The 26,453-nt window shown below is 49.9% G+C and carries 24 protein-coding genes, 1 tRNA gene and 1 riboswitch; of the genes, 8 read left to right on the forward strand and 17 right to left on the reverse strand.

Going from position 1 to position 26,453, the window contains the following annotated elements; translation table 11 throughout:
* Nucleotides 1-77: 77 nt before the first annotated feature.
* Nucleotides 78-536, forward strand: a complete 459-nt coding sequence (locus ACLIN2_RS22425) for an HPP family protein (protein ID WP_411504580.1) — start codon at nt 78-80, stop codon at nt 534-536.
* An 87-nt stretch (nt 537-623) separates the two neighbouring features.
* Here ACLIN2_RS22425 and ltrA read toward each other — a convergent pair whose 3' ends face one another.
* The 4 genes from ltrA to ACLIN2_RS22445 form a co-directional block, all read right to left on the reverse strand.
* A complete protein-coding gene (gene ltrA, locus ACLIN2_RS22430) occupies nt 624-1,886 on the reverse strand; it encodes a group II intron reverse transcriptase/maturase (RefSeq protein WP_411501590.1) in 1,263 nt (420 codons plus the stop codon).
* A 604-nt stretch (nt 1,887-2,490) separates the two neighbouring features.
* Complete coding sequence (locus tag ACLIN2_RS22435) at nt 2,491-4,158, reverse strand: S-layer homology domain-containing protein (RefSeq protein WP_411502173.1); 1,668 nt, start codon at nt 4,156-4,158, stop codon at nt 2,491-2,493.
* Nucleotides 4,159-4,419: 261 nt separating this feature from the next.
* Nucleotides 4,420-6,387, reverse strand: coding sequence for a dynamin family protein (locus ACLIN2_RS22440; protein WP_411502174.1), 1,968 nt, complete (start codon nt 6,385-6,387; stop codon nt 4,420-4,422).
* Complete coding sequence (locus ACLIN2_RS22445; protein ID WP_411502175.1) at nt 6,384-8,033, reverse strand: dynamin family protein; 1,650 nt, start codon at nt 8,031-8,033, stop codon at nt 6,384-6,386. The genes ACLIN2_RS22440 and ACLIN2_RS22445 overlap by 4 nt, the downstream gene beginning before the upstream one ends.
* 199 nt (nt 8,034-8,232) lie before the next feature.
* Here ACLIN2_RS22445 and ACLIN2_RS22450 point away from each other — a divergent pair, with 199 nt between their 5' ends.
* From ACLIN2_RS22450 to ACLIN2_RS22460, 3 genes are read left to right on the forward strand one after another with little or no spacing between them, the layout of a single operon-like run.
* Nucleotides 8,233-9,810: a spore germination protein gene (locus ACLIN2_RS22450; protein ID WP_411502176.1), complete on the forward strand. Its 1,578-nt coding sequence runs from the start codon at nt 8,233-8,235 to the stop codon at nt 9,808-9,810.
* The gene (locus tag ACLIN2_RS22455) at nt 9,807-10,913 is read left to right on the forward strand and encodes a GerAB/ArcD/ProY family transporter (protein WP_411502177.1); all 1,107 of its coding nucleotides are present in this window, start codon (nt 9,807-9,809) and stop codon (nt 10,911-10,913) included. Before ACLIN2_RS22450 ends, ACLIN2_RS22455 begins: the two co-directional genes overlap by 4 nt.
* Nucleotides 10,906-12,126, forward strand: coding sequence for a Ger(x)C family spore germination protein (locus tag ACLIN2_RS22460; RefSeq protein ID WP_411502178.1), 1,221 nt, complete (start codon nt 10,906-10,908; stop codon nt 12,124-12,126). The genes ACLIN2_RS22455 and ACLIN2_RS22460 overlap by 8 nt, the downstream gene beginning before the upstream one ends.
* A 224-nt stretch (nt 12,127-12,350) precedes the next feature.
* On the opposite strand, the gene ACLIN2_RS22465 is transcribed toward ACLIN2_RS22460, so the two are convergent.
* From ACLIN2_RS22465 to ACLIN2_RS22475, 3 genes are all read right to left on the reverse strand, one after another.
* Nucleotides 12,351-12,878: a type 1 glutamine amidotransferase domain-containing protein gene (locus tag ACLIN2_RS22465; protein WP_411502179.1), complete on the reverse strand. Its 528-nt coding sequence runs from the start codon at nt 12,876-12,878 to the stop codon at nt 12,351-12,353.
* Between the two features lie 226 nt (nt 12,879-13,104).
* Nucleotides 13,105-13,187 (reverse strand) — tRNA-Leu (locus ACLIN2_RS22470).
* Nucleotides 13,188-13,437: 250 nt separating this feature from the next.
* On the reverse strand, nt 13,438-13,911 hold the full coding sequence (locus ACLIN2_RS22475) for a hypothetical protein (protein WP_411502180.1): 474 nt from the start codon (nt 13,909-13,911) through the stop codon (nt 13,438-13,440).
* A gap of 138 nt (nt 13,912-14,049) precedes the next feature.
* Here ACLIN2_RS22475 and ACLIN2_RS22480 point away from each other — a divergent pair, with 138 nt between their 5' ends.
* The 4 genes from ACLIN2_RS22480 to ACLIN2_RS22495 all read left to right on the forward strand — a co-directional run bounded on the left by ACLIN2_RS22480 (nt 14,050) and on the right by ACLIN2_RS22495 (nt 15,738).
* The gene (locus tag ACLIN2_RS22480) at nt 14,050-14,280 is read left to right on the forward strand and encodes a hypothetical protein (protein WP_122925918.1); all 231 of its coding nucleotides are present in this window, start codon (nt 14,050-14,052) and stop codon (nt 14,278-14,280) included.
* Between the two features lie 142 nt (nt 14,281-14,422).
* Nucleotides 14,423-14,848: a metallothiol transferase FosB gene (fosB, locus tag ACLIN2_RS22485; RefSeq protein WP_411502181.1), complete on the forward strand. Its 426-nt coding sequence runs from the start codon at nt 14,423-14,425 to the stop codon at nt 14,846-14,848.
* Between the two features lie 192 nt (nt 14,849-15,040).
* A complete protein-coding gene (locus ACLIN2_RS22490; RefSeq protein ID WP_411502182.1) occupies nt 15,041-15,403 on the forward strand; it encodes a protoglobin domain-containing protein in 363 nt (120 codons plus the stop codon).
* Nucleotides 15,404-15,453: 50 nt separating this feature from the next.
* Nucleotides 15,454-15,738, forward strand: coding sequence for a CZB domain-containing protein (locus tag ACLIN2_RS22495; RefSeq protein WP_411502183.1), 285 nt, complete (start codon nt 15,454-15,456; stop codon nt 15,736-15,738).
* A 21-nt stretch (nt 15,739-15,759) separates the two neighbouring features.
* On the opposite strand, the gene ACLIN2_RS22500 is transcribed toward ACLIN2_RS22495, so the two are convergent.
* From ACLIN2_RS22500 to ACLIN2_RS22545, 10 genes are all read right to left on the reverse strand, one after another.
* Nucleotides 15,760-16,848 carry a hypothetical protein gene (locus ACLIN2_RS22500; RefSeq protein WP_411502184.1) on the reverse strand — a complete coding sequence of 363 codons (1,089 nt, stop codon included), beginning with the start codon at nt 16,846-16,848 and terminating at the stop codon, nt 15,760-15,762.
* 178 nt (nt 16,849-17,026) lie between these two features.
* A protein-coding gene (locus ACLIN2_RS22505) for an IS3 family transposase (protein WP_327933914.1) occupies nt 17,027-18,384 on the reverse strand; the annotation gives its coding sequence in 2 pieces (ribosomal slippage) (nt 17,027-17,931 and nt 17,931-18,384; 1,359 coding nt in all).
* 86 nt (nt 18,385-18,470) lie between these two features.
* Nucleotides 18,471-19,778 carry a nucleobase:cation symporter-2 family protein gene (locus ACLIN2_RS22510; protein WP_400585496.1) on the reverse strand — a complete coding sequence of 436 codons (1,308 nt, stop codon included), beginning with the start codon at nt 19,776-19,778 and terminating at the stop codon, nt 18,471-18,473.
* A 33-nt stretch (nt 19,779-19,811) separates the two neighbouring features.
* Nucleotides 19,812-20,402: a xanthine phosphoribosyltransferase gene (locus ACLIN2_RS22515; protein WP_411502185.1), complete on the reverse strand. Its 591-nt coding sequence runs from the start codon at nt 20,400-20,402 to the stop codon at nt 19,812-19,814.
* 295 nt (nt 20,403-20,697) lie between these two features.
* Nucleotides 20,698-20,799: riboswitch (purine riboswitch) on the reverse strand.
* A gap of 118 nt (nt 20,800-20,917) precedes the next feature.
* Complete coding sequence (rsgA, locus tag ACLIN2_RS22520; RefSeq protein WP_411502186.1) at nt 20,918-22,000, reverse strand: ribosome small subunit-dependent GTPase A; 1,083 nt, start codon at nt 21,998-22,000, stop codon at nt 20,918-20,920.
* Between the two features lie 243 nt (nt 22,001-22,243).
* The gene (locus ACLIN2_RS22525) at nt 22,244-22,492 is read right to left on the reverse strand and encodes a hypothetical protein (protein ID WP_092274644.1); all 249 of its coding nucleotides are present in this window, start codon (nt 22,490-22,492) and stop codon (nt 22,244-22,246) included.
* A 121-nt stretch (nt 22,493-22,613) separates the two neighbouring features.
* Nucleotides 22,614-22,835, reverse strand: a complete 222-nt coding sequence (locus tag ACLIN2_RS22530; RefSeq protein WP_327932816.1) for a WYL domain-containing protein — start codon at nt 22,833-22,835, stop codon at nt 22,614-22,616.
* Nucleotides 22,836-22,973: 138 nt separating this feature from the next.
* Nucleotides 22,974-24,215 carry an MFS transporter gene (locus tag ACLIN2_RS22535; protein ID WP_411502187.1) on the reverse strand — a complete coding sequence of 414 codons (1,242 nt, stop codon included), beginning with the start codon at nt 24,213-24,215 and terminating at the stop codon, nt 22,974-22,976.
* Between the two features lie 261 nt (nt 24,216-24,476).
* A complete protein-coding gene (locus ACLIN2_RS22540; RefSeq protein WP_411502188.1) occupies nt 24,477-25,103 on the reverse strand; it encodes a YcnI family protein in 627 nt (208 codons plus the stop codon).
* An 18-nt stretch (nt 25,104-25,121) separates the two neighbouring features.
* Nucleotides 25,122-26,408, reverse strand: coding sequence for a copper resistance CopC/CopD family protein (locus ACLIN2_RS22545; protein ID WP_411502189.1), 1,287 nt, complete (start codon nt 26,406-26,408; stop codon nt 25,122-25,124).
* Between the last annotated feature and the right edge of the window lie 45 nt (nt 26,409-26,453).

A 26,453-nucleotide genomic window follows, 5' to 3' on the forward strand; every position in this document is an offset into this window, starting at 1 on the left:
CTCCTCGGAGACACGAAATAATTGGGGTTGAACTCTTTCCAATGAATGTTAAAACAGTCTTTATTTGTCTATATCTCATGTTCGTTTACTGGCTTTCCTTGCAAGTTTCTTTCTTGGACACGTTATTTTTCCCTGCATTAGGGGCATTTTGTTTTCTATTCGTCTCGCGTTCCTTCCGTATTTCCGAAATGAGTAAAATTACTTTGGGGGCAACTGTTTCGTCCGTGATCGGGACTCTGTTTTTTTTCGTTTACCCAAGCCCCATCTCGTTATTTGTAAACGTACTCCTCACGATCTGGATGATTAATCGGTTTAAGTGGAATGCACCCCCGATCGTTGCCGTCTCCCTCATACCGTTCTTCTCACAATCCAGCCATCATTGGTTTATACCGCTATCCGTGTGTGCAGTCATGCTTGGTGTCATGCTTGTCCTCCTCATAGCGGAGCGCGTAGAAAGTAAGTGGTCTGCTCTATCTTCCTTCCTTGTGAGAAACAAGGTAGCCTCGGATGCCGAGAAGCTGGATATCGCAGGGTAAGCCATCACAGAAAAATCGAGTAGGAGGGAGCGACTAACTCCCGTCCTCTCACACCACCGTACGTACCGTTCGGTATACGGCGGTTCATCAAGCTTGACGAATGACAGAATATCGTTGTAATAAGCTTTTCAGCCCTTGTTGTTGCCAATATGCAACTCCGAGGGCTTTGTGCATTTGAGGAGTCTTTGTGGTACGCCATGCACCCTTTCTGGTGTTTGCAATTTCTATTGCTTGGACGTGCGATAAACCCAGAGAGCGAAGTTCTCGATATCGGGTTCGTACTCGCTTCCACTGAGACCACAAGCAAAGTCGAAGTCTACGTCGTATCCATTCGTCGATAGATTGAAGGATTTTCTTTGCATCCGCAAGGGCAAAATATCCGATCCAACCCATGAGGTACTGGTTTAGCTTCCGAATCCTTTCATCCATAGAGATGCTCCATACCGGATTAGTGATGAAGCGGATTTTCTCTTTCAACTTCAGAAGTGATTTTGGATGAAGCCGAATCCTTGCTTGTTTTGCATTAGTGAAACCGAAACCGAGGAACTTACGCTTCCAAGGTCGATCCACTGCGCTCTTCTGCTCATTTACTTTAAGCTTAAGTACCTTCTCCAAGTAGCTTTGGATACTTTCTTTTACCCGTTCTCCCGCCCGCTTTGTTCTCACGTAGATATTGCTATCGTCTGCGTATCGACAAAAGCGATGTCCCCTCTTTTCCAGTTCTTTATCCAAATCGTCGAGCAAGATGTTCGCCAATAACGGACTAAGTGGACCACCTTGTGGTGTGCCCTCTACTGCCGAAAGGCAGATGCCATTGACCATGATGCCTGCTTGTAGATATGCGCGAACAAGTTTCAACAAAGCTTTATCTTTTACTTTTCGAGCAACCCGACTCATTAAAATATCGTGATTAACCCGGTCGAAGAATTTCTCTAAGTCCATATCCACGACAAAGCGATATCCTTCGGAAATATAAAATTGTGCTTGTCTCATGGCGTCATGCGCACCACGGTTCGGTCGGAATCCGAAACTGGATTCTGAGAAGTGGGGGTCAAATATAGGAGTAAGAACTTGGAGGATGGCTTGTTGAATAAAGCGATCTATCACGGTAGGAATACCTAATAACCTTACTCCTCCGTCAGATTTCGGGATTTCGACTCTGCGGACAGGGGAAGGTTTGTAGGTCCCTTTCATAATCTGCTTTTTAGTGGTCAACCAGTGTTCACGGATATAATCGCGCAGTTGTTCGGTTGAAACACCGTCGATTCCCGCCGATCCTTTGTTTCTTTCCACTCTTTCGAGTGCCACTAATAGATTTTCTCGTGACAGGACTTTCTCCAACAGCTCCATGACGATACCCTTCCTCCGCACGCATCCTTCTAGTCTTGCCGGACAATACTCAGCCCTCTCTTGTACCCTCAGGGCTTCACCCATTTTCTCCAAGAGTAGTTCCTTACAGAATTCTGCTTCACAGTATTATCACGAAAGTGATTAGCGGATGTGTTGACTTAATGTTCAGCCCTTCCCCGTTCAAGCGTCCTTTACTTGGGTACTATGGCTTCTGCTGACTTCTGCATGTTCAGCGTCTCCTTACGAAGACGGTTACCAACATTTGAAGGCACTTCATGCAGACCTCCCCAGGTAAGAGCGATAACTTTCATCCCATGTACCTGCCCAAGTTTACTGCTGTATTCCTTGGCTGTATGGGGCTTCGTCTTGTTTGGCAGACTCACCCGAATACAACAGCCTCAAATTGGGTTCGTGTACCTCAGGTCGGGACTTTGCCGCCGGCTTCCTTCAGATTCCACCTCGCGGTGGACACCCTTGCCTTGGGCTAACGGTTGGTACAGCCAACCCCCGTTCGGGACTTACACCCTAGAGCTATCGCCCATGCTGGGCGCACCAATACAAAAAAAGCCAACATGAGGTTGGCTTTTTTCTTGTTAATCCGGCTTTATTTTTTGCTGATAGCAATCTCTGCGTCCAAATCTTCCCCATCGATCTTGGAAGTCAGGGTCACGACATCACCATCCACGTCAACCGAATAGGCCGAATCGATTTCGTCGTTATCTTGGAGAGCGTCAGCGATCTTGTCTGCGATTTCCTCGGCAGAATCGTTGTCATCCACATCGATCTCTACCTTCTCATCAATGTTGTCATCTTCAATCGCAATCACATACGTCTGGTCGGAGGTTGCATCCGACTTCACAGTAATTTTCCACGTTTCTTCATCAGATTCGCCCAAGGAGCCTTTCGCTTCCGTACTGTTCAGACCAAGCTCGTTCAAAGCGCTTCCGCTAAACTTGATGCTAGGTACTTCATCTGTCTGGCTATTGTCGGTTTCGAAGACAAAATGGCTATTCTCAAAGGAAACCTTCACACGATCATCGTCTCCCAATGCGTCCCCAATTGCCTCTTCCAACGCTTCGGCAACCTCATCACCATCGTCTTGCGTGCCGTCGATGTCATCCAGATCGATCCATTTTGCACGATCTCCATTCAAGGCGATGGAAAGCGTTTCGCCTGTCAGATCAGGTGTGCTGTCGCTCACACGGGAGCCTGTTTTCACTGCTTCCTCGAAGTCATCACCATCGTTGCCATCCGAAACCTTTTCAACTTTGAAATCTACATCGTCCTCGTCATCGCTTGTTGTATAGGCATAGATCGTGGTGATCTCGTCATCCTTTACAATCGCATCGATTATCATGCCTTTGGACAGCTTGCTCAGGCTCGACGCTTTCCCATTGAGCTTCACCACTACATCGTCCGCAATTTCATAGGTTTTGGAACCGATTTTCAGCTCTTCCTCGTCTTCATCGATAGCCGCGATTGTGCCTTTTACGTGGTTGCCGGATTCAACCGACCCGAACTTGCCGAGCAGACGGTTTACAAATACCGCCATTTCCGCACGGGTAACAGGTTTGTTTGGCTTGAACGTTTTGTCCTCATAGCCTGCTACAAGCGATTGCAGCAATGCATACGACAAATATTCCCTTTCTTCATCGCTGAGATTTGCGATATCCCCGAAGAACAGGTTGTCCTCATCTATATCATCGATATCGACGTCGAGTGCGTTTACCAGCAGCTTGATCACGAACAGTCGGGTAGCCGGTTTATTCGGCTCAAAGTCTTTCGAATCTACAATGTGATTGATCAGGGCAAGCTTGACAGTCGTCTGCGCCCAGTCTGGGACATCGTAGCCTTTATAATCGCCATTTGTCATCAGCTCTTTGTTTTGTGTCAGCAAATTAATGACCATCGTCAAAGCCTCTAGCTGCGTAACTGGCTTGTTCGGACGGAATGTATGATCCGGATAGCCTTTGATAATGGAGCGGTCCACCATGTTTTTGACCATAGACTCTGCCCAGTGCTTTTGCAGATCAGTGAAACGATATTGGGTTGGATACGAGTTTCCAGGCTTGAAGTTATTTTGCGGGAAGCTGATTTTTTGCGTGTTTCCTTTTTGGTTGTTGCCCTTGGCGTTTTGGTAGTTGCCATTCCAGTTGCCGTTGCCATTACCATTCCCGTTTCCATTTCCGTGAGCACTAACCGCTGTAGCAAAGGAGACGCTCAAAGAACTCGCCAGGATCGCTGGCAAAATTTTGTGCTTCCATCTTTTCATAGGTTGTTCCTCCTCGATCCCTGATCATAATTTTTATCTGAAATGGCAGACGTGAAAATTCGAGAAGAAGTTGCAGTCTTTGTTCTTTTCTTTCCCTTTTGAGACTAAATACCTACTTCTGCATTAGAAAACTTGACTGCGCCAAGCCTTTTGGCTCAGCCTTAGTTGCACTTATACTGGATAAGAATCTTTTAAATTCTTACTGTATAGAAAAAGACACCCAAGAGTCCTATCTTGAGTGTCTTTCGTTCGTTTTTCGTCCTATTGAAGCTCACCAGCGACTCGATCCAGCTTGCCTTGGAGCTCATCCAGATCGACGTTCATATCCAGTGCAGCGTACAAACCTGTAAAGTACGCATTCACCTGATCGATGACGCGAGCACGTTCGACTCCTACCAGCTCTGTAAAGATTGTAGCAAATTGATCAGCCAGCTGTTCGTTTCCCGCTGCGACGTAACTTGCAACCGGTTCCTGCATCCGTTTTTCCAGCTCATCGCGCACCTTGAGTTTGCCATCCTGTTCAAAAAAGTCCTTCGTATTTTTAAACAGCGCCAGCGCCGGTTGGAAAGCGGAGACTGCTACCGGCAGCTCCTCAGCAAACTGCAGCGTCTCAACCTGACGTGGTTGGTACGGTGAGAGCGTCAAGCCGCTTGCAAAAGCTTGCACGTCGTTTTGCCATTGCTGGGCCAGCATAACACCCTGCTTGTTGAGAAACCTCTCCAGGCGAAGCGTCGTCGCACGCAGCTCCTGAGCCAAATCGTAGCTGATGGAGCGCAATAGGTCCGTCAAGCTTCCCTGAAGAGCCTGTTTCATGTTGCGGCCATCGTCTTTTAGCACAGACGAGTTGAAAGCGAAGTTGAACAGCTCGTTGAAGCGGAAGAAAAGGCGCTGCTTCACATAGTAGAGCAGCTCTTCCCTTTCCTTTGCCAGATCGCGTTCAAAGGAATTCGTCGCGAGCGACTCGACAGCTGTCAATGCGGAAGCCTGTGCCGTTTGCGCCGCTTCCTTGCGAGCCAGTCTTTCGCTCTCGCCTGACTGCGCCATTCTCATGAACTCAGTCAGTGTATGATGGGCACGACGAATTTCACCGATCGCCGCGTTTACAGCGATTTGCGTCAATTCCTCAATGGTAAAGCGCAAGAACTGTGCCTCGAAGTTCGCCATGCCAGACAGCTTGAATGCTTCCTCGGCTGGCATCAGCTCTGCGCCTTCTGCCGTTTGCGTCCGTTGGCGGTACACCTTCTCCGCAGATGCTGCCAGCTTGCCTTTTTCGTGCATGCGTGCCAAGAGAGCGGTCTGGCTCGATACCGGATAGATGCGCGGCAGACGGATTCCACAGGTCAAAAGATTTTTCTCCACGTGCGTAATAACGCCTTGCAGCTCTTCTTCGGAAGCCGCCAAATCGGCTGCGTTCACGATGAAGAACATTTTATCCATCTCAAACGTATCCTTCACGCGTCCCATTTGCAGCAAAAACTCGCGGTCAGCTTGGGAGAATGCGTGGTTGTAGTAGGTAACGAACAAGACGGCATCCGCGTTTTTCATGTATTCAAACGCAACGCCGGTATGACGGGCATTGATCGAGTCCGCACCAGGAGTATCCACCAGAACGATTCCTTGATCGGTCAGGGGACAAGAGTAAAACAGCTCGATGTACTCGGCAAAGCAAGCCTTTTCCTCTTTGGCTACAAAGCCCTTAAACGCTTGCATATCCACGAGCAGCACCCCGTCGAGGTGCGCTCCCATTTCCGGCAGACCTTTGGTAACGGCCTTCAGAAACGTATAGTGCGGCTTGGCAGTCGGTGGAATTTGCGCGACGTCAATTTTTCCAAGCTCTGCAAGCGCAGCTTCCAAACCGGAGGCATGCAAACCAAACACAGCCAACGAGCGCAAAACGTCCTGTTCAATCGCGTCTCTGCTTTTCAAGACTACGCGAACGGTCCCATGTGGATATTCGTCGGTCGGAGGCATGATTTTATTGATGGCGGCCGTAGTCGGATTCGGGGAAACCGGCAGGACCATATCTCCCATCAGCGCATTAGCAAAGGAGGACTTCCCTGCACTAAATGCTCCGAACAACGCAACGGTAAAACGGTTGGCTTCGAGACGATCCGCCCGATCCAGCATCGCTTGCGCCTGTGCTTGCATACCTGGTACAGCGACAATTTCTTCGCTTGTGCGCCGAAGCTTTTGTGCCGCTGCAAACAGTTTTTCTCTCAATTGGTTCATGATACTTGTTCTCCTTTTTGCCAAATCGCCTGCAACTGCTCTCGTTGTCCCTGCTCCGCTGCTGTCAGCTCAGCCAGCTTGCTGTGCACCTGTGCCAGCTCGCGCAATTGATTCAGTCGTGCTTGCAGTCCTTCGCTTTGCGCCTTTACCTGCTGCGCCAAGCGAGAGACCACCTGCTCGATAAAAGCAAGGCCTACGCGACGGTACTCCAGCTTGATTCCACCTGCGAGGTCGCTGCAGTAATTCAGCTCGTACTCACGTGACTGTGCTCCATCCTTGATATGAGCAGCCAGCAGCTCTGGCGTAAGCGCGATTGTCGTCGCATGAACAGCCGCATTGTACTCCTCATCGCGTATTTCGTACGCCTGCGGCAGCTTGTTCATCAATTCCTTGAAGTGGAAATCCAGATTTCCGGCCACTTTTTCACGCAGATCCGCCAGCAGCGCTTCTTCTCTGCGTGCCCGCTCTTCCTCGGTCTTTTTGCCCGCAAACAAAAAGCCCATCTTGAACCCTGGCTTTTTGCTCTCCAAATAGCTCCGCGCCGCTTCATTCGTGCTGAAGTAGGTCAAACGTGCATTGTCCAAGAGCACCGTGAGCTCTTTTTCCATTTTGCTGCGCGCTTCTTCTGTCCGTTTGTCCAGAACAGCCGCCTCTGCTTCTGCCTGCTCCAGCGCCCCCTGAACAGCCGCAGCATCCCGCTGATCCAAGCCTTCTACGCTTACGTCATCCAGCTTGCTCTCCCATTCCTGACGTACGCTTTCATTTGCTGCCTTCCATACCTGGATATGCTCCTCGATTAGATGCTCAGCAGCACTTTTCACACTGCGGCCGACCAGCTCTTCCCGACTTGCAATCAGGCTCGACAGCTTGCTTCTCAGTTCTTCGTACTGGTTTTCCGGATGATCCGGCTCAGCCAGCGAGGTGTAGAAAATACCGTCTGGATGAATGTTCCAGGTCGCAAACGCTTCTTCCACACTTTCCTTGTAGCTGTCAAAGTCCAGCTCAAAATCAATGTGCTTGTCGATCATGTTCACGACAAGATAGACCGGCTTTCCACGGTCTTTCAACGTTTTCGTGAAGTTGAAGTTTTCCTCAGCCTGTACGTGGTTGTAGTCCATCATGTAAATGACGACATCCGCCAAATGGAGGGCGGATTCGGTTGCGATTTTATGCGCAGCATCCGTCGAGTCAATCCCCGGTGTGTCCAGTAGACTGGAATGCTCGTTGAGGAATGTTCCCGGGTAGGAAACTTCTACAGATTCCACCGTATCTCCGTCAACTGCAAACTGCTTGAGCTTCTCCATCTCTGTATCAGGATCGAAGGTGATCACGCCGCTGTTCAACGTGTACACGCGCGCCGCCTTTTCCCCTCCGCGAATCTTGACCACGTTGGCACTGGTCGGAATCGGATTGGAAGGCAGCAAATTTACACCTAACAGTGTGTTGATCATCGTCGATTTTCCTGCGGAAAAGTGTCCACAGAAAGCGATGTTCAACTCCGCGCGCTTTGTCTTATCCGCAAGCTGCAGCATTTTCCCTGGGGTCGTTGTATCCCCGTTTTCTTTCATCCGCGCCGCTAGTTCTTCCCATGTATGAGCAAGCCGGGTAAAATCCATTTCCCGGATCAATACTTGACTCTGAAGCACTTGCCTACCACCCTCTCCTACGATGCAAATTCTCTCTACTACCTCTCTATTCTACCATGCCGAATGTACCATACCTGATGCGGTTGTTCAATTATTTGTGCGAAAGTTTCGAGTGGAACTTTCATCCGCATACTTTCCCCTTCTTTTGGAAAAAATCGCTCTAACATGTTATTCGCTTTTTTTGACGGGGGGAACTCTCATGTTGCGCAGAATACTAGCACAGCATCGCAGGCAGAAAGCTTCCTCATCCGAGCTGCCCAGGCAAGAGGCAGCACAGCCCATTTCTCTCTCCTTGTCTTCGAATTTGCAGGAGAACTTAGACACGATCAAAACCTTGCTGGGCAATTCACACGATCTCTTAACACGCTCCTTTTTCATCGGAAATACCCAGCATTCCTGTGCCGTCGTCTGCATCGACGGTTTGGCCAACAGCGCCATGGTGCACGAACAAATCCTGGCCAACATCCAGTTGATGATTTCTACAGCGGAAAAAACGGTACCCGACGACCCCGAGGAGATCCTGTCCCTTTTATTCGAGGAAGTCTTGTCCGTCATTGAAATAAAAAAAGAATCTGATTTCCAGTTGATGCTCGATTGTGTCCTATCAGGCGATACCGCTTTACTGATCGACGGCACCAATCAGGTCATCGTCATCGACAGCAAAGGCTGGGCTACGAGGGCTGTGGAAGAGCCTGCGGCAGAAGGTCTTGTTCGTGGACCGCGTGATGGCTTTACAGAGAGCATCCGGGACAATACGGTACGAATTCGCAGAAGAGTCAAAGACTATCATTTGCGGTTCGATGGATCAATCGTGGGGGAACGAAGTAAAACGGATCTCGTCGTCGCCTACATCGACAACATCGTGGACAAAGAGCTGCTGGATGAGGTCAAGCGCAGACTCGCCACGATCGACATCGATGAAGTAGAAGAGTCCGGGTTCATCGAGCAGTGGATTGAGGATGATTTCTTATCCCCTTTTCCGCAAATTCACAGTACAGAGCGCCCCGACAAGGTAGCTGCTTCTCTCTTTCAGGGACGGATCGCGATTTTGTTGGATGGCACACCCGTCGTGTTGATTTTGCCCGTCACCTTCGGATTGTTCCTTCACTCCCCCGAGGATTACTACGAAAGATGGATTGTCGGCACGCTGGCACGACTGCTTCGTTACATCGCCTCCTTTTTGGCTGTCTTTTCACCATCGTTCTACATAGCACTCGTAACCTTTCATCCTGGACTGATTCCGTCTGACTTAGCTTTTTCCATTGCCGCAACGCGTGACGGTGTCCCCTTTCCTGCATTTCTCGAAGCCATCCTGATGGTTACCACGATGGAGCTGCTGCAAGAGGCGGGACTACGCCTGCCGAAACCGCTGGGGCAGACCGTCGGCATCGTAGGCGGTCTCGTCATCGGGGATGCCGCCGTGTCTGCCGGGATTGTCAGTCCGGTTATGGTTATCGTCGTCGCACTCACCGCGATCGCATCGTTTGCCATCCCCTCTTATCAGCTGGCGATTGCTTTTCGGATGATTCGTTTCTTCGCGATGTTCACTGCCGCTGTTTTCGGAGTATATGGCGTCATTCTCAGCTTCATTGTCATCATGATTCATCTGACCAACCTGACGAGCATTGGCTATCCGTACTTATCGCCTTTTGCCCCGCAGATGCCACGGGATTGGAAGGACCTGATTCTTCGCGCGCCTATCACCTTCTTGAGAAAACGACCAAAAGCACTGCATACACAAGATGAAACTCGCATGAGAACAGGGGATCAATCATGAGCGCTCAAACATTAGCCGAAAAGCTGATTAGCAAAAACCACATGGGAATCAACATCGCCTCCGTAACTATCGGAGTGGGCATCTTGACATTCCCACGCACCTTGGCTAAAGCAACGGGAGCCTTTGATGGCTGGATTTCAGTCGTGATCAGTGGTGCCGTTGCCTTCCTGATCGGCTGGTTGCTTGCCAAGCTTGCCGCTCGCTTTCCCAGGCAATCCTTTTTTGAATACACGTCTCTGATTGCAAGCAAGCCGGTCGGCTACGTCTTAACCGTCCTGATTTGCATCTACACGATGCTGTTTGTCTCTTTTGAGGTGCGTGCGATTGGCACCATCGCCAAGCAATATTTGTTTTACAATACGCCAGTAGAGATGATCACCCTGAGCTTTTTGCTGGTGGTGCAGTATGCCGTAGCAGGCTCGCGCGTTGCTCTGCTCCGCCTGAACCTCTTGTTTCTGCCCGTCGTTTTGTACGTCATCGTGGTAGTACTGGTGTTTGCCCAGCCTCTCGTCGAAATCGAAAACGTTCGTCCGTACTTTTCTTCGAGCTGGAAATCTCTTTTGCAGGGGTCCAAGGATGTCGGGCTTTCCTATTCCGGATTTGAGATTATTCTTTTCTATACGATGCTCATGAAACGACCGGAGGAAGCAGGCAAATCTGTGTTTTTGGGACTTCTCATTCCCGTTGTCCTGTACATGACGATTTACGTGTTTGTGATCGCTGTGTTCTCTGCGGAGGTGGCGAAAAACTTAACGTTTCCGACGATCGAGCTGGCCAAGGAAGTCGAGGTTCCCGGCGGCTTTTTCGAACGCGTCGAGTCTATCTTTTTTACAATCTGGATCATGACTATTTTCAATACAAGCGCGATGTGGCTGGATATTACCGTCCTCAATCTGACTTCCATGTTCAAAAAGATAGGCAAGATGGTCTGGATCCTGATCCTCTCGCCGATCATTTACTTTATTGCGATGCTTCCACAGAACCTGATCGACTTCTTTTCGTTTGGAGACAAGCTGACTTATTTCGGTCTCGTTATTGTCTATCTGATACCGATCTGTTTATTGATCATTGCTTTTTTCCGCGGGGTGAAGGACCATGGCTAAAAGATTACGTCTCTACGTGAGCATGCTTCTGTCTACGATTTTGGTCAGTGGGTGCTGGGATCAGGTACAGATTGAAGAGCGCGGATTTGTGGTAGGTGTAGCCGTAGATGCCCCCCGCAACGAGAATGCAGAGGAGCAAGCGGAACAAGAAGCACCCGAAAAGCCAAAAGGAAAGCAGCGTTTCCTGGTTACCAACCAGATGGTCATTCCCGGAGGACTCGTATCTGGTGGTCAATCCACCAGTCAAAACACCACGAACGAAGCCTATCTCAACATCGTCTCGGAGGGTGACTCCCTGTTTGAGGTATCGCGCGAATTTGCAACCCGTGCGAGCAGAACTCCTTTTTACCAGCACCTAAAGATCATCATCTTTTCCGAGGAAATCGCCCGCTCGAAAGCCGGCTTTGGCAACGCCATCGATGTGCTGCTTCGCGATCCTGATGCACGCCGCAGCACCAAGGTCTTTATTTCCAAGGGAGATGCCAAAAATGTCATCGAAGTGAAACCGAAAACAGAGAAGCTCCCTTCCCTGTACATCAATTCTATCGGAGAAAACAACGATAGAACGGCACGTATGCTGCCTGTCATGCGGATCGGAGATGTACACGAGCAGCTCCTCAATCAGTTCAGCTTTACCCTGCCTCGTATCACGGCGGAAAAACAGGAAGTAAAGATAGCAGGTGCCGCCCTTTTTAATAGCGATCATATCATGGTGGGTTTCTTGGGCGAGGAAGAAACGGAGGGACTTAATTTCCTGACTAACCAAATAAAAGGAGGCCTCTTGAAAGCCAAAATTAAAGAGGATTTGGGTGTCCTTAGCATTACGGGGGCAAAAAGGAGCATCGTCGCGGATACGCGAAACAAGGAGCACTTGAAATTCACCTATCAGATCAAATGCGAAGGGGCCATTATGGAGTCCTTTGACCAGATTGATCTGCTCAACAAACAGGTGATGGAAAAGCTTCAGCTGGCATTCGCCAACGAGATTGAACGCCTATGCCGGGATACGATTACCAAGGTGCACAAGCAGCTTCCTGTAGACGTCATCGGATTGGGCAGCCATCTGAAGCAATACCACAAGGATCTATGGAAAGATATCAAGAACGATTGGGAAAAGGGCAAGCGTTTGTACGGAAAATCCGAGATTAAAGTGGTCGCTCAAGTGTACATCCGAAACATTGGCGGGATCAATCGCGCCGAACTTGGAAGGTGATTTTCATTGAAATATTTATTAGGTCTGCTGCCCCCTTACTTGACTTTTACGGGTGTCATCCTCTCGTTTCTAATTCCCTATCTCTTTTTGAAAATCAATACAAAAATTCATGAACTCGGCGATCCCCCCTGGAAGAAAAAGGGACAGACCAAATCTTAAAAAGCTCACCTTTGGGGTGAGCTTTTGCTTACAGCGATATGGTTGGATGGCGAGTTCAATCCTGTTCAATACCCCCCTGCGAGGACATCCGCAAATGCCTTCGCATAAGCCGGCAAGTCTGGTGGGCGTCTGGAGCCGATGATGTGCCCGTCAACGACTACCTCTTCGTCTACCCAAATCGCTCCAGCGTTCTCCATGTCGTCCTTAATTCCGGGAGTGGACGTCGTCTTCACACCTTGGAGGATTTTGGCGGATACCAGGACCCACCCAGCATGGCAAATGTGCCCGATCGGCTTCTTCGCCTGGTCCATCTCCTGCAGAAAGGTGAGGATCTCCGGATAGCGGCGCAGCTTGTCGGGGGCCCAGCCGCCAGGAACCAGAACGCCATCGTAATCCACAGCGCGCACTTCGTGAATGGACTTATCCGATACGCAAGGGACGCCGTATTTTCCTTTATAGGTATAATTCGCCTGTGGCCCTACGCGATCGACGACAGCCCCTTCTTCACGCAACCGAAGAACGGGGTACCACAGCTCGAGATCTTCAAATTCATGCTCCACATAGCAGACGATACGTTTTCCAGAAAGTCTCACAAGATCAGCCTCCTTTTTCTCTCATTGTAGCAGGACTTAAGCTTTGATACCCTTTTACTGGCTCAAGATATTAGAAAACTTGGCTGCGCCAAGCCTTTTGGGGCAGTCTTAGTTGCACTTATACTGGATATGAATCTTATAAATTCTTACTGTATGAAAAAAGTGAGAAACAGGTTTTACACTCTGTTTCCCACCTTACGTAAGAAAAGCACTATGTATAGATTGCTGGTGCCGGTAGAGGGACTTGAACCCCCACGGTTTCCCTCACGATTTTGAGTCGCGCGCGTCTGCCAATTCCGCCATACCGGCCAATCATGATATCGACGGTTTCATCTGGTCAGGAAAACAGGCTGTCCAAGCCAAGAGCTCTACCAAGCTGTGCCATCCCCTAAATTTCGACAAATTTCGCACCGTCAATACTTCATTACTATACAGGCAAATGGAGCCAAAATCAATACCGGATTTTTCTTACAGAAATGAAGAGAGGGAGACCACGACACAAAGCGCTGGCTGCTGTTCCTATGCCCTTTTTCGTGCTTTCGACTCCCTCTTTCTTTCCTCACATGCACCGGGCACAGCATCCTGCCAACGGCGTCCGCTCACGTCCGGGCAAGCTAAACGGGTAGTCAAGAGGATGACGCCCTACGACGATCCACCTTCCATCTGCTCTTTTTCGCAGCTGGTACACGCGAAAAAAACGGTCGCTCGGATCAAAGGCAAACCAAACAGCTAACGTGACATTCGATCCGCACCGTGAAAGCAGCTGTGTTTTTACAATAGGTGGAGCTCCGATCGTATCCCCTACCGGCACTGCCAATCGACCGTTGATCCGGCGTAAATCCAGATTTCTGATCACGCGGCTCGCCAGGCAGGGGGTCATGCTCTTTTGCAGAAACCGGCGAATTTTTGCGACCGATGAAAAACGCGGAGGCAGTATTCTCCCACGGTTGCCTACTCGTTTTTTGGCGGAGAGCACGATGGTAAAAAAAGCTCGCTCTGTATTTCTCACCGCTTGCACCCATTTCTTTTTCATCCCGCATTCCTCCCTCCTATCAAGGGTATGCAAACGGAAGCGCAAGCGGTTGGGCTTCTGCCTTGCATACATATTCGACATGGAGAGCGGACAAATTATTGTGGTGCTCTGCCAACATCACTTCGAGGAGGAACAAGCATGCCAAGCCAAATCAATACGGACTCCCTGAAAAAAGCCGAAGTTTCTACTGAACTCGCGAAAACGATGATCAACCAAGCCATCCAGCAATCTGCTGCAAACCCGCAGCTCGCGGAAGAAGCCCTCAAACAAGCTTCTCAGGAAATCGCCCAGGCGCAAACCATGGTGTCCCAGGTGCAATCCACCATCCAAACGCAGCAGCAGCAACAACAGCAACAACAATCCAAGTAAGACCTTCCCTTACCTGCAGTGGGCAAATCCGAGGGGGACTTCCCTTGTCTGGATTTGCCTTCCTGCTCTACTGGTCAAATGTCTCTCCCTCTCGTAAAATGGGCTTATAAACCCGTATGGGGATTATTGGGAGGAGATTATGTTGCTTCAACCGTCTGGGATTAATCATTTCCTTTTTTCCGTGTCCGATCTGGAACGGTCTTTTGTCTTTTATCGCGATGTGTTGGGAGCCAAACCACTCGTCCGCGGGAGAAAGCTGGCTTATTTCGATTGGAACGGATATTGGCTGGCTCTGAATGAAGAGGTGGACATTCCTCGTCAGGAGATCCATCAGTCCTACACCCACCTCGCCTTTTCGATCGCCGAGGAGACATTTGATTCCTGGCTCGAGCACCTCCAAAAAAACGAGGTCTCCATCTTGCCTGGCCGGGAACGCGACGTGCGTGACAAGCGCTCTATTTACTTTACCGATCCTGATGGACACAAATTCGAACTGCATACAGGTACACTCGAGGATCGGCTTGGATATTATCGGCAAGAAAAGGATCATATGACTTTTTTTGAATAGGATAGGATGAAACTTATGTTCTTCTTTACAAACATTTCACAATTTCCTAATAGATCTGGCCTCCTCGCCCTCCCTCTGTGATTTGGGCAAATGATATAATGAAGCCATCAACGACCTATTCATTCCGAATAGGTCGTGTTTTATGAATAGACGGGGGTATCGAAATGTTTGGTAAGAATCAACCAGGAGGATATGGAGCGAATCCGGAAGCTGGATCCGCTGCTCCACGAGCATTTGGATTCCATCACCGATCGACATTATGAGATGCTGAAAGAGTTCTCCAACCTGATGCACATTCTCGAAGCCAATTCGACGATTGAGCGCCTCTCCGCCTCGTTCCGCCGTCACCTGCAGTCACTCCCTGCCAGTCAAATGGATGATGCATTTGTCGCCGGCCGCGAGAAAATCGGTGAGGTTCACAGCCGGATCGGTCTGGCTCCCGAATGGTACACAGGCTCCTATTTACGTATATACGAGTATATGATTCCCGCCATCATTCAAGCCTACTCCTCACGTCCTCGAGCTCGTCATGCAAATCGACAAGATCAAGCATAATCTGCGGATCGACGGATCATCTGCTGTGGAAATGGTGGCTGTACAACTTCATGCTCGGTTATCACCACATCGAAGAAAAAGACCTGGTCGACCATCATCAATGCCGTTTGGGCACGTGGTACAGGGAAGTCAAAGGGAATCCAAGCATTTCTTCCTTGCCTGCCTTCCAGCAGCTGGAGGAGCCGCATTGCCGGTTCCATGATATCGTCCGTGAGATCTATCAACTGGTTCGTGCAGGAAGACAGCAAGAAGCCGAAGCAGCCTTTTTGTCACTGGAGGACATCTCCGCGCTCGTCCTGCAAAAGCTCGATGACCTGGCAAATTGTATTCGCTAACCCAAGAGGCTTTGTCAGCAGTTACCGTCCCCTCTTTTTTGAGCCGGTTCGCCTAATCGCTGCCTTTTTCATGATGATCTGGCGCAGCTGTGCCGCAGTCAATGGACGGGTATACCCCACACGCCTCCTGCGCCCTACAGCTGCCCTACGAAGCTGTCCAATGCTGCCATTCGCCCTTGCGACGCGGATTCCGAATGCCTGCATCGCCCAATGCACGGGAAACGAGATGGAGAGTCTGCCATCCTCTGAGCCTGCGAAGTTAACGGCTGCCGCATAGTTCCCTGAGGTAAGCCATACCGATCCGGAGTCACCTGGCAAGGAAATTGCTCTCTGGCCCCGGATGACGGTCTGGTTGCGAAAACGAATGACACCCAGACCGCCGACTGAGCCGTAATCCACATCAATGTCTGTATGAATAGACTCTACCACGCCGCTAACCCAGCCTGTCGTACGGCCCACTTTTTTGAACCTGGCTCCTACTGCATAGCCGGCTACATGTCCTCTGACGGCCCCCACTGTCGCATAACGGGGAGCGAGCAGGCGATTGGACGTGGGGATGGACAGGGCTGCATCCAAGTAGTTGTTCGCGTTTTTACGAAGCCGGACAAATCTGTACAGCCTTCCGATTCGACTGATCCCGGATCGTCCGCCATCCGCCCCTCCTGGTTGAATCGTTTCAGTATAGCCACTGGTATTGTTCCTGTTGAGCACGTGGTTGTTGCTAAGCAGGTACCGCCGGGTTCGCCGGGCTGCCGGCGAGACGATGAGACCGGCTGTCCCGGATATGCCAGGGTATCCTACGCTGTAGCCGGCGACGACAGGACGGATTCTGCGACGATACTTCCGATGGCAGCAGCAGCGCCCCGAAGCGATGGTCCGCACAGGCACTTTGGCAAGCCCCTTTGCGAGATGCTTCCTCACATGGACATGCTTCGGACAGCGCTTCGCAACCGTCGCACTCGCATTTGCGGTATACAAGACGATGCAGTGTCTGCCCTTTTTCTTAGTCCCCTTCTCAAAACCAACGCCAATGCCTATGACGTGCGGCATTTTCTTCCATGCTTTCACTAATTTCTGCTTGGCTCGCAATGCTTCTCGAAAAGTAGCCATGGAATCCCTTCCTTCCGCGATTTCTGTTTCCTCATCGTATGCGAAACTTGACCGCTTTCCTTGGACAGCTGACACAGGCTTGCTCGCCTTTTTTCACAGAACGCCCACGAAACGCAAAAAAACCGCCAAGCCCTTTTGAGAGCTGAAGTGACCCCGAAAAGTTAGACAGATTAATTTATTAGGCAGCCTCTAGGGCTTGAATTCGGTATTGCACCGGACTCAGGCCTTTTAATTTTGCCTTAATTCGTTTGGAATTATAGTATTCAATATATTTGGCTAGTTCTGTCTTAAAGTGCTCCACGCTGTGAAATTCTTTTAGATATAGAAGTTCTGATTTCATAATACCAAAGAAATTTTCCATCACTGCATTATCGTAGCAGTTCCCTTTTCGGGACATACTCTGTGTGATGCCTCGCTCATGAAGGGCATGATGATATTGTTTCATTTGGTAGTGCCAGCCCTGATCAGAATGAATCATAAGAGTATGGTCATCTGTCAATTGTTCAAAAGCTTGTTCTAACATGGTTGAAACTAAGGAATAGGTTGGTCTTGAACCGATTGTATAGGTGATAATTTCGCCGTTAAACAAATCCAATATCGGTGAGAAATAGAGCTTTTCACCAAATAATTTAAACTCTGTAATATCTGTTACCCACTTCTCATTTGGTTTTTCAGCTTTGAAGTTACGGTCCAAAATATTTGGAGCAATCGTACCGACTTTTCCTTTATAAGAGCGATATTTTTTCATGCGGACAAGACATTTTAGCCCCAATTCCTTCATGATTCGCTGGACTTTTTTGTGATTGACTATATGCCCACGATTTCGAAGTTCATCACGGATACGACGGTAGCCAAAGCGTCCTTCATGTTCGTCATAAATGGCTTGAATCAACACTTTTAACTCCCCATCCAAATCTGGACGACCAAAGTTTTTCACGCAAAAATAATACGTACTTCTAGGAATATCTGCGAGTTGAAGAAGTGCTTTCACCGGAAATTCATGCCTTAGTTCATAGACTACTTGTGCTTTGTCTTGCCTGGTGATTTTTCCTTGTTTTGAACTAAGGCATTCAACTTTTTTAAATAAGCATTCTCCATACGCAAACGTTCATTTTCCGCCTTCAATGCCTCTAGTGATCCTTCTGCTGGTACTTGATTTTTCATTGAACTGGAGTTTTTCTTTTGCATAGATGGACGCCCCTTCTTCTTTGATTCAAGGGCATCCAATCCTTGCAATTCCAGCTGCTTTTTCCATTGAATCAGCAACGAATGCGAGATGTTAAACCGTGCAGCTGTTTCCCTGATAGACGTCCCTTGACCGTTCATATAATTGAGTACGTCTAGTTTAAACTGAACCGTGTAACCTGTATAGAGTTTCATAAACGCTTCGGTACCGTGGTGCTGGTAATGTTGAACCCATTTAACCACCTCAGATTTCGCAATACCCATTGACGAGCTAATGGAAGCAAAGCTTTCGTTACCGTTTAAATAGCGGAGAACCGCTGTTATTTTATCTTCCGGAGAAAATTTAGCCATAGAAAAAACTGCACCCCCAATCGTTAGATGTGTCTAACAATTGGGGTGCAGTTCAAGCCTGGCGGTTTTCAATTTCTCGTGCTTGCTTAGGAAGCTTCCTGTACAGCTTTTTCCTCAACGGATGGCTGCAAATTTTTATTCGTATGAACCAGCAGGATATTCAGAATGACAGCAGTCAAAGAGCCTGTCACGATGCCGTTTTGCAGCAGCATTTTTGCCATTTCAGGCAGCTGGTCAAACATGCTAGGAACAGCAGCTGAACCCAAGCCTACTGCGATACTGCAAGCAGCAATCAGCAGGTTTTCGTTTTGACGCAAGTCCACTTGGGACAGGATGTTGATACCTGATGCGACTACCATCCCGAACATCGCTACCATCGCACCACCCAATACGGCGTTCGGAACCACCGTCGTCAGTGCAGCCAGCTTTGGCAAAAGACCGAGAACGACCAGGATTCCACCTGCACCGATCATCACGTCACGAGACTTGATGCCAGTCAAGCTTACCAGCCCTACGTTTTGAGAGAAAGCCGTATATGGGAATGCGTTGAAAATACCCCCCAGCATAATGGCTATCCCTTCACCGCGCAAGCCTTTTACGACATCCTCTTTGCTTACGTCTTTGTTCGTCACCTTCCCAAGGGCAAAATACACGCCTGTGGACTCTGCCATGCTGATGATGTTTACCAGAATCATGGTAATGATCGCGACGATGCTAAACTGTGGTGTACCGAAATAGAAAGGCTCTACGATGCTAAACCAGGAGGCCGACACCACATTGGCGAAGCTGACCATCCCCATAAAATACGCGACTACTGTACCGGCAATCAAGCCCAGCAAAACGGAAATTGCACGGATAAATCCTGTACACAGACGATTGATGAGAAGAATAATAGCAAGTGTGCCCAATGCCAGGAGCAGATTGCGCGGAGCTCCAAAGTCTGGCATGCCTTGACCGCCAGCTACGTTGTTCATAGCGACGGGAATCAGGGAAAGACCGATAATCGTAACGACCGAGCCCTGTACAACCGTTGGGAAGAAGCGAAGCAGCTTACCGAATAAAGGAGCTGCCAAAACCACAAATATACCGGATATAATAATGGCGCCATACGCGGTTGCGAGATTGGTCTGCGAGGCGATCGCAATGATCGGTCCTACCGCTGTGAACGTACAGCCCAGGACAACCGGCAGGCGAATCCCCGTGTATTTCGTACCGAGTACCTGCAGCAGGGTAGCGATCCCGCAGGTAAACAGGTCAGCTGCGATCAAATAAGCGATTTGCGCCGGAGTCAGATGAAGAGCTCCCCCGATGATCAAAGGCACAACGACTGCTCCCGCATACATGGCCAAGACGTGCTGCAAGCCCAAAGTTATCACTTTTTGTTTGGATAACATACGATTGTTTCTCTTCCCCTCTATCTATTTGTTTTAAACGCGTGTTGCAGCTGGTTCAATGAAATGAATATGTTCCGGAGACATGGATTCGATGCGTGCCAAAGACTCGATGCGAATACCCTCTTTTTCGAGCAATCCGCGGCCTTCCTGAAAGCTTTTCTCGATGACTGCACCAATACCCACGAGATGTGCGCCTGCGTCTTTCACAATCTGGGTAAGTCCTACGAGAGCGGCACCTGTCGCCAGGAAATCATCGACAACCAAGACGCGATCCTCTGCCTGCAAATACTGCTTGGACACGCTGATTTGATACGTTTCCTGTCTGGTGAACGAGTGAACGGGAGCCGAGTAAACCTCCTCGGTCAAGGTAACCGCCTTTTTCTTTTTCGCGTAAATAAACGGTACGCCTAGTGCAAACGATGTTGCCAAGGCGAAGTGAATGCCACTTGCCTCAATCGTCACGACTTTGGTCACCTTTTCATCCGCAAACAGTTCCGCAAATCGTTTCCCAATGTTCATGGTCAGCTGCGGGTCGACCTGATGATTCAAAAAGGCATCCACTTTCAATACGGATGCAGACAGTACCTTACCGTCACGAATAATGCGCTCTTGCAGTTCTTTCATCTATGTTCCTCCTCCACGAATAACAACCGCCTGAAAACAATTAGAAAACTTGGCTCCGCCAAGCTTTGTAGCGGAGTCTTAGTTGCACTTATACTGGCTAAGAATTTTATAAATTCTTACTGTATAAGGAAAGCCCAGAGTGAACAGATCACAGGGTGGCAGTAACGTAAATACCAACTCCAAGTGAAATCTGTCCCCTCTGGGCTTATTTCGCCAGGGTACAGCACGCTATTCAAAGCGCGGACGTCACCAAATCAAATTCTTTTTATCAGTAAGAAGCCTGAATAGAAAAGAATCGTGACGTTCTCTCACTCGTAGTCAGGCGATTTACGGTCACCCGGTAGAAACTGTTGGGCCTTATTCCCAAAATTATACGAGCTTGCATATGCTTTTTGGATATTGACCAATCTATCATATCAGGCAGCCTACGGGCAAGCGTTAATTTTTGAAAGTCACTTCCGCCGCTCAAGCGTTGGAAAACATGGAAAGAGCCCCCGATTTCGAGGGCTCTCTCTTTATCGCTTCGGCTTGCGCTGCCGCATCTGCACATTGATTTTTTTCCATTTATCCTTTTCAGCTGCCTGCAATCTCGCGTCTTCCTTGCGTGCCAGATGGGCCAACTCCCTTTGCAGCTTGAGATAGCTGTCAAAGCGCGCTTTTTCCAGAGAACCATCCTCGATCGCTTCCCGCACCGCGCAGCCTGGCTCGCGCATATGCTGGCAATCCCCAAAGCGGCAGGACTGTCCGAGTGTCTCGATTTCATCGAACGCACCACGGAAGCCTTCATCTGCTTCCCAAAGCTGCAGCTCGCGCATGCCCGGCGTATCGATCATCAATCCCCCGCTCGGCAATAAGAACAGCTCCCGGTGCGTCGTCGTATGACGGCCCCGGTCGTCCCCTTCCCGCACCTCGCTCACTTTCTGCATGTCGGTGCCACTCAGCTTGTTGATCAGAGTGGATTTGCCTACTCCGGAAGAGCCCATAAGTGCAATGGTTTTGCCTTCCGAAAGATAAGGGGCCAGCTCCTCCAAGCCTTCGCCTTGCTCGGCACTGACGACGTGCACGGGTACACCGATCGCGATGGATTCCACTTCACGCATTCGTGCGTCAAGATCGTCGCACAAATCGGCTTTGCTCAGTACGATGACAGGTGAGGCTCCGCTTTCCCAAGCGAGAATCAGATAGCGCTCCATCCTGCGAATGTTAAAATCGTTGTTCAGAGCGTTGACCAAAAAGACCGTATCCACGTTTGCCGCCACGATCTGTTCTTCCACGTTGTCGCCAGCGGCCTTTCGTGAAAACTTGCTCTTCCGTGGTAAAACGGCGTGAATCGTCGCTTTTTTCTCTTCTGCACGTGGACTGATGACGACCCAGTCCCCGACAGCCGGATAATCCTCGCGGCCTGTCGCTTCATATCGCAGCTTTCCTGTTACCTCGCCCAAGAGCTCGCCATGCTCGCCAAGCAGGCGATAGATCCGTTTATGTTCCAGTGTGATGCGTCCCACACTGTAGCCTTGTTCGGCATAAGGGGCAAAATGATTGGCAAAAGCCTCATTCCAGCCCAAAGTTTGTAAGGTTTGTTGTACGTGTTGATTCACGAATGGATTCCCCCTGCGAATGGTTTCATACATTGGCTTTTGGCCATACCAGTCACAGTCGAATCCTCAAATCAAAACCGTTATTGGAGTTCGTTTGAAAGGAGGATTCCTGTGACCCCGATTGCTACAATCTCTACCAATTTTGTGCTTGCCATAAAACATCTCTCCTTTTCAAACCGAATGATCCAGTTTGTTGATGATTTCCCAGCTATTGTACCACGAAATACTACGGTTGCAACAGGCTCAGTCGCCTCCGCCTCCGCCGTCGCCGCCCCCGCTGTCAGATCCCCCATCGCTGTGACTGTGCCCGTGACTATGGCCATGCCCCCAGCCACTATCGGAATCATCTCGGCGCGGGTCACTATCGACGTAATACGGTGTACCGCTGTCCGTTGACGAGTGGGAACGCCCACGTCCACCCTTCTTTAAAGAAGAGCTCACTACCACCATCAATATGATAAACATGAACACGACGATAATGAAAACTTCCATCGTCTCCACTCCCTTCTGCGTCCAATCTTTGAACGTCCGTTGTCCCTTCAGTATACCATGTTTCCCAGCATAGAATGGAATGGACTGTCATTTCAGGAGGAGAATGGTGGAGCAGCACTCGCTAGCCTGCGGTCCGGCCCTCTGCTGGTGCTACCGCCAATATATTCGCTACGGCAAACACGCGATACGCATTGCGCGCGTAGCAGTAGGCCTTCATGCGCTGGCCCATCGCATCCAGCTCTAGAATTCGTACGACTCTCCTGCTGGTTTCCCCGTTCTTATCAAGGTAGATCATCTCGATGATTTGCTGTCTTCGCCAATATTTGTTCAGTTCACGAATCATCAGGTTGTCACCGCCATTTCTTCTGTATGAACATCATATCATCCAGAACGTTTGTTCGCAAGTTTTGTTCTCATTATATGCGAACAGACAGTAAAAAAGACAAATGCCCAAAAGAGCATCTGTCTTTTTCTGTTGCTTTTATGATCTACGCACGGCTTTTCCGTACACGTAAAGGATCGGGGACAATAGAACTGCTGCCACGATCAACGACGCCCGCACAGATATTCGACTACCGACCCAGCCCACTGCCGGTCCTCCCGCGGTCTGTCCTAACGCATTTGACTGACTGAGCATGGAGAGGACAGTCGCTCGGACATTGCTGGGGATATTCATATTCAGCCAGGTATCGTACAAGGGGCTGCTGATGGCCTCGATCACGCCGATCAAAAGCAAAGCTGCGAGCGCCCACCAGAAGCTCGGAGACAGCGCAAAGAACAAAATCGCGAGCAGCCGCAAGAACGTAAGCATGAACATACCCGTCATGACGATTCGCTCATTGTTGATATCCAGCCATTTTTCCGTGAGCTTGACCCCAATCAAGCCAAGAAAAGCAGTGGCGACCGCCATCACTCCGAACCAGACAGCCATCGAAAGGGGAATGGCAGCAGGAAAGCCGATTTCCCGAATCAAATGAGCTTCCCGCAGCCGATCATAGCCTTCTGAGGAAGCACCGCTAAAAAGCGTTACGATCAAGATCAACAGCAGGATCGGCTGCGCACGCACCACCTGCACGCCCGTTAGCCACGTTGTTTTCATTTCCTGCCACGCGGTGGAGCCTGCCTCCCGCATGCGGGGCATAAAACCCGTTTCTTTCATAAAAAGAATCAAAAGCAACCCGAGGGCCATATACATCAAACCGCCTACGAAGTAAGGAAGCTGCGCTCCCTGCGTCGACAGATAGACGCTGAGGCCAATCCCTGCCATCGTTGCCACAAGCGAGACGCGCTTTGCACGCATGAACAGGCTTCCTAATTGCTCCTCTCCTGCCTCATCTGCGATCCACGCCGTATCCGCACCGCTGATAAAGGTATGACCGACCCCAAAAAGGACTTGAGCCAGAAGCACCCAGCCGAACATCGGAAGGAGTGGAGGCGCCCCCGCAAGCGAGCCCATCACTCCCTGCAGGACGAAGCCGCTGCCCAGCACAAACATCCCAATGATCATGGACAGGCGCCGGCTATACGTATCAGCCACCACCCCCGTTACTCCTTCGAACAGAACCACGGTAAGCTCCAAAACGGTCCCTACAACCAGGAGCTCCAAAGGGGATAATCCCAGCGTCGCCACATAGAAAATGGCGTACGTGGTAAACATCGTCGAGTTGGCAAGAGCCGTGGTAAAACGCATGAGCATATACAATTTTGTCGCATTCATCTTCATAGGAACAAGATCCGCCCTTATTTAGGCAGATCGACACGTTCCGTTTTCTACCTACTGCTGCAAAAGCGTACGTGTCGCTCTACCGCCAAATTTTTCTTTCTTTATTGGGTGAGTTGCAGCTGTTTTGGATACTAACATGATTCATACACCTCCGAGAGTAGTTAGCTCTATTATAAGGAATTTTCCTTTTTTGACGAGATCAGGTTTTCGTCCGACAAAAAAACCGTGCAGATCGATGATCCACACGGCCTCTTTTGATGCTTATGCTTTTTTGCGGAACAGGCTGACGATCGACAGCAGCAGAGCTAATCCCGACAGCACGATTGGAAGCGTATTGCTGCTTCCTGTCGCAGCCGCAGCTCCTTGCTCTGCAGCAGGCGCGGTCGTTGCTGCTTGGCCTGGCTCGTGCCCTGCTTCACCTGCTCCCTCTTTGATCGTCGTCAACGATGCTGGTGTCTTTGAATCCGGCGCTCCGGTCCATTCCACTACTTCGCCATCCGCATAGGTCTGGTAAGCCTTCCAGGACAGAGTGCCCGCTTCTTTCGGGTTGGCTCCCACGAACGCAAACTCTGTAAACTCATGGGCCTTGATCCCACCCTCTGTCGCAGTCCAGACCAATGCTGTGTTGCGGCCGTCCTTATCTTTTTCAAACGCATAGCTCCAGCCGGGGATAGGCTGAACCGTGCTTACCTTCACGTTCGCCGGGAATTCCAGCTTGACCTTTATGGTATTCACGTCTTTTTCAACGGGTACTCGCACGGTGTATTTTTCATAGGCACCCGTTCTCGTTTCTTTCGGATAGACGTTGACGTGTGCCTGCGCAGCTGTCGCGAACGTCAAAATCGCACCTGCCATCAATACACTGCTCATCCATTTTGTTGCTTTCATCGAAACCCCCTCCTAATGTTAGTGCTGATGTATTACAGTTGTAGCCGAATCGGTTGTGCTTGAATCAACGGTAGTCGGATACTGCGTCTGGCTCATCCACATTCCCGCCAGGATGGCCACGATCCCTAATGCCACTTCCCAACGCAACAGCAGCGGGCGCAAAGCATTCTTTTGACGCCAATTCTTTGTTTGCCAAAAGGCGATCACCAGCATGACACATACAGCTGCCACCTTTCCATAAAACAGGTAGCTCCACGTAAGCGAGCTTTGGAAAATAGCGATCACATTCGTCTGAATGCCAAGCATCGCAATGCCAGTCAGTACGGCCAAAAGCGATGCAACGGCTACTGTCCGCAAAAAGAAGGCTTTGAATCCCTCGTTTCCCCGCTCTGCCTGCCTGTAAGTCAGAAGCAAGTAGAAGAGTGCCCCCATCCATAAGGAGACTGTCAGCACGTGCAGAACTCTGAGCAAGAGAGACAGCCATACCGGTGATATGCCCCAGGCGTGTCCTCCAAATGCTTGTGTACACAACAGCGCCAGCCACAGAATGACATACCATCCGCTCACCATGCCCGGGATCGCAAGCAAAATCAAGAGTCCAAGCGAGACCAGCAGCATCATCGCAAAGGAAGATTGCATCAGGACGGACCAGCTTCCTTGCCACAGCGCATCTGTCAGTGACACAGCGGCGAGTGATTCATCGTAGAGGAACCAGAGGAAGACCAGTCCAATGATCGCCAGTCCCCAGCCGATCTGTCTCATGATACCCAGCAGTTTGCCGAACGAAGGGAGGCCGTAGCGCTCTCCTCTCCATGCCAACAGGTACAATCCACCGCCCAAAAGAAGAATGCCTTGAGTCAGATACTGATACACAATCAAATAAGAGCTGTCAGATTTTTTGGCAGTTGGATCTACCACGGAAGCACTTTTTTGTCCGATCGAAAACGTCAGTCTTTCTTCCACCGGATGACCGTCCTCGGAGACGACCGAAACGATCGCCGTGTACGTCCCTTCCGGCAGATCGGGCAATTTCGCATTCACTTGAGAAGCGTCCCCAGGCTGCAGTGTTGGCGCCTCCAGCTGGACCTCTTCACCCTTCCAGTTGTACAAATGTATAGCTACCAGATCCGGCTCCAATACTTCTGTAAAGCGCATGGAGATCTGGCCAGGGTTGGCTTGCAGAACTTCATTGTCTTTTGGCTGGCTTCCCATTAATCCGGCATGTGCCTGGACCGCTGCTGGTGTCACGCTCAGCACGAGGAACAGAGCCATCCAGAGTAAGGCTACGTATCGTTTCACGCTCATCACCATCCACTTTTGTTGCATAGCCTTTTCACAGGATTTATCGTA

The sequence above is a fragment of the Brevibacillus centrosporus genome, assembly GCF_046622605.1.
Lineage (GTDB): Bacteria > Bacillota > Bacilli > Brevibacillales > Brevibacillaceae > Brevibacillus > Brevibacillus centrosporus.

What these genes read in the sequence shown, in the direction of transcription:
- ACLIN2_RS22425 (WP_411504580.1), top strand. Translation starts at nt 78, where the DNA reads ATGTTCGTTTACTGGCTTTCCTTGCAAGTTTCTTTCTTGGACACGTTA.
- ltrA (WP_411501590.1), bottom strand. Translation starts at nt 1,886, where the DNA reads ATGGAGCTGTTGGAGAAAGTCCTGTCACGAGAAAATCTATTAGTGGCA.
- ACLIN2_RS22435 (WP_411502173.1), bottom strand. Translation starts at nt 4,158, where the DNA reads ATGAAAAGATGGAAGCACAAAATTTTGCCAGCGATCCTGGCGAGTTCT.
- ACLIN2_RS22440 (WP_411502174.1), bottom strand. Translation starts at nt 6,387, where the DNA reads ATGAACCAATTGAGAGAAAAACTGTTTGCAGCGGCACAAAAGCTTCGG.
- ACLIN2_RS22450 (WP_411502176.1), top strand. Translation starts at nt 8,233, where the DNA reads ATGTTGCGCAGAATACTAGCACAGCATCGCAGGCAGAAAGCTTCCTCA.
- ACLIN2_RS22455 (WP_411502177.1), top strand. Translation starts at nt 9,807, where the DNA reads ATGAGCGCTCAAACATTAGCCGAAAAGCTGATTAGCAAAAACCACATG.
- ACLIN2_RS22460 (WP_411502178.1), top strand. Translation starts at nt 10,906, where the DNA reads ATGGCTAAAAGATTACGTCTCTACGTGAGCATGCTTCTGTCTACGATT.
- ACLIN2_RS22475 (WP_411502180.1), bottom strand. Translation starts at nt 13,911, where the DNA reads ATGAAAAAGAAATGGGTGCAAGCGGTGAGAAATACAGAGCGAGCTTTT.
- ACLIN2_RS22480 (WP_122925918.1), top strand. Translation starts at nt 14,050, where the DNA reads ATGCCAAGCCAAATCAATACGGACTCCCTGAAAAAAGCCGAAGTTTCT.
- ACLIN2_RS22490 (WP_411502182.1), top strand. Translation starts at nt 15,041, where the DNA reads ATGGAGCGAATCCGGAAGCTGGATCCGCTGCTCCACGAGCATTTGGAT.
- ACLIN2_RS22495 (WP_411502183.1), top strand. Translation starts at nt 15,454, where the DNA reads ATGCTCGGTTATCACCACATCGAAGAAAAAGACCTGGTCGACCATCAT.
- ACLIN2_RS22500 (WP_411502184.1), bottom strand. Translation starts at nt 16,848, where the DNA reads ATGGCTACTTTTCGAGAAGCATTGCGAGCCAAGCAGAAATTAGTGAAA.
- ACLIN2_RS22510 (WP_400585496.1), bottom strand. Translation starts at nt 19,778, where the DNA reads ATGTTATCCAAACAAAAAGTGATAACTTTGGGCTTGCAGCACGTCTTG.
- ACLIN2_RS22515 (WP_411502185.1), bottom strand. Translation starts at nt 20,402, where the DNA reads ATGAAAGAACTGCAAGAGCGCATTATTCGTGACGGTAAGGTACTGTCT.
- ACLIN2_RS22525 (WP_092274644.1), bottom strand. Translation starts at nt 22,492, where the DNA reads ATGGAAGTTTTCATTATCGTCGTGTTCATGTTTATCATATTGATGGTG.
- ACLIN2_RS22530 (WP_327932816.1), bottom strand. Translation starts at nt 22,835, where the DNA reads ATGATTCGTGAACTGAACAAATATTGGCGAAGACAGCAAATCATCGAG.
- ACLIN2_RS22535 (WP_411502187.1), bottom strand. Translation starts at nt 24,215, where the DNA reads ATGAAGATGAATGCGACAAAATTGTATATGCTCATGCGTTTTACCACG.
- ACLIN2_RS22540 (WP_411502188.1), bottom strand. Translation starts at nt 25,103, where the DNA reads ATGAAAGCAACAAAATGGATGAGCAGTGTATTGATGGCAGGTGCGATT.
- ACLIN2_RS22545 (WP_411502189.1), bottom strand. Translation starts at nt 26,408, where the DNA reads ATGAGCGTGAAACGATACGTAGCCTTACTCTGGATGGCTCTGTTCCTC.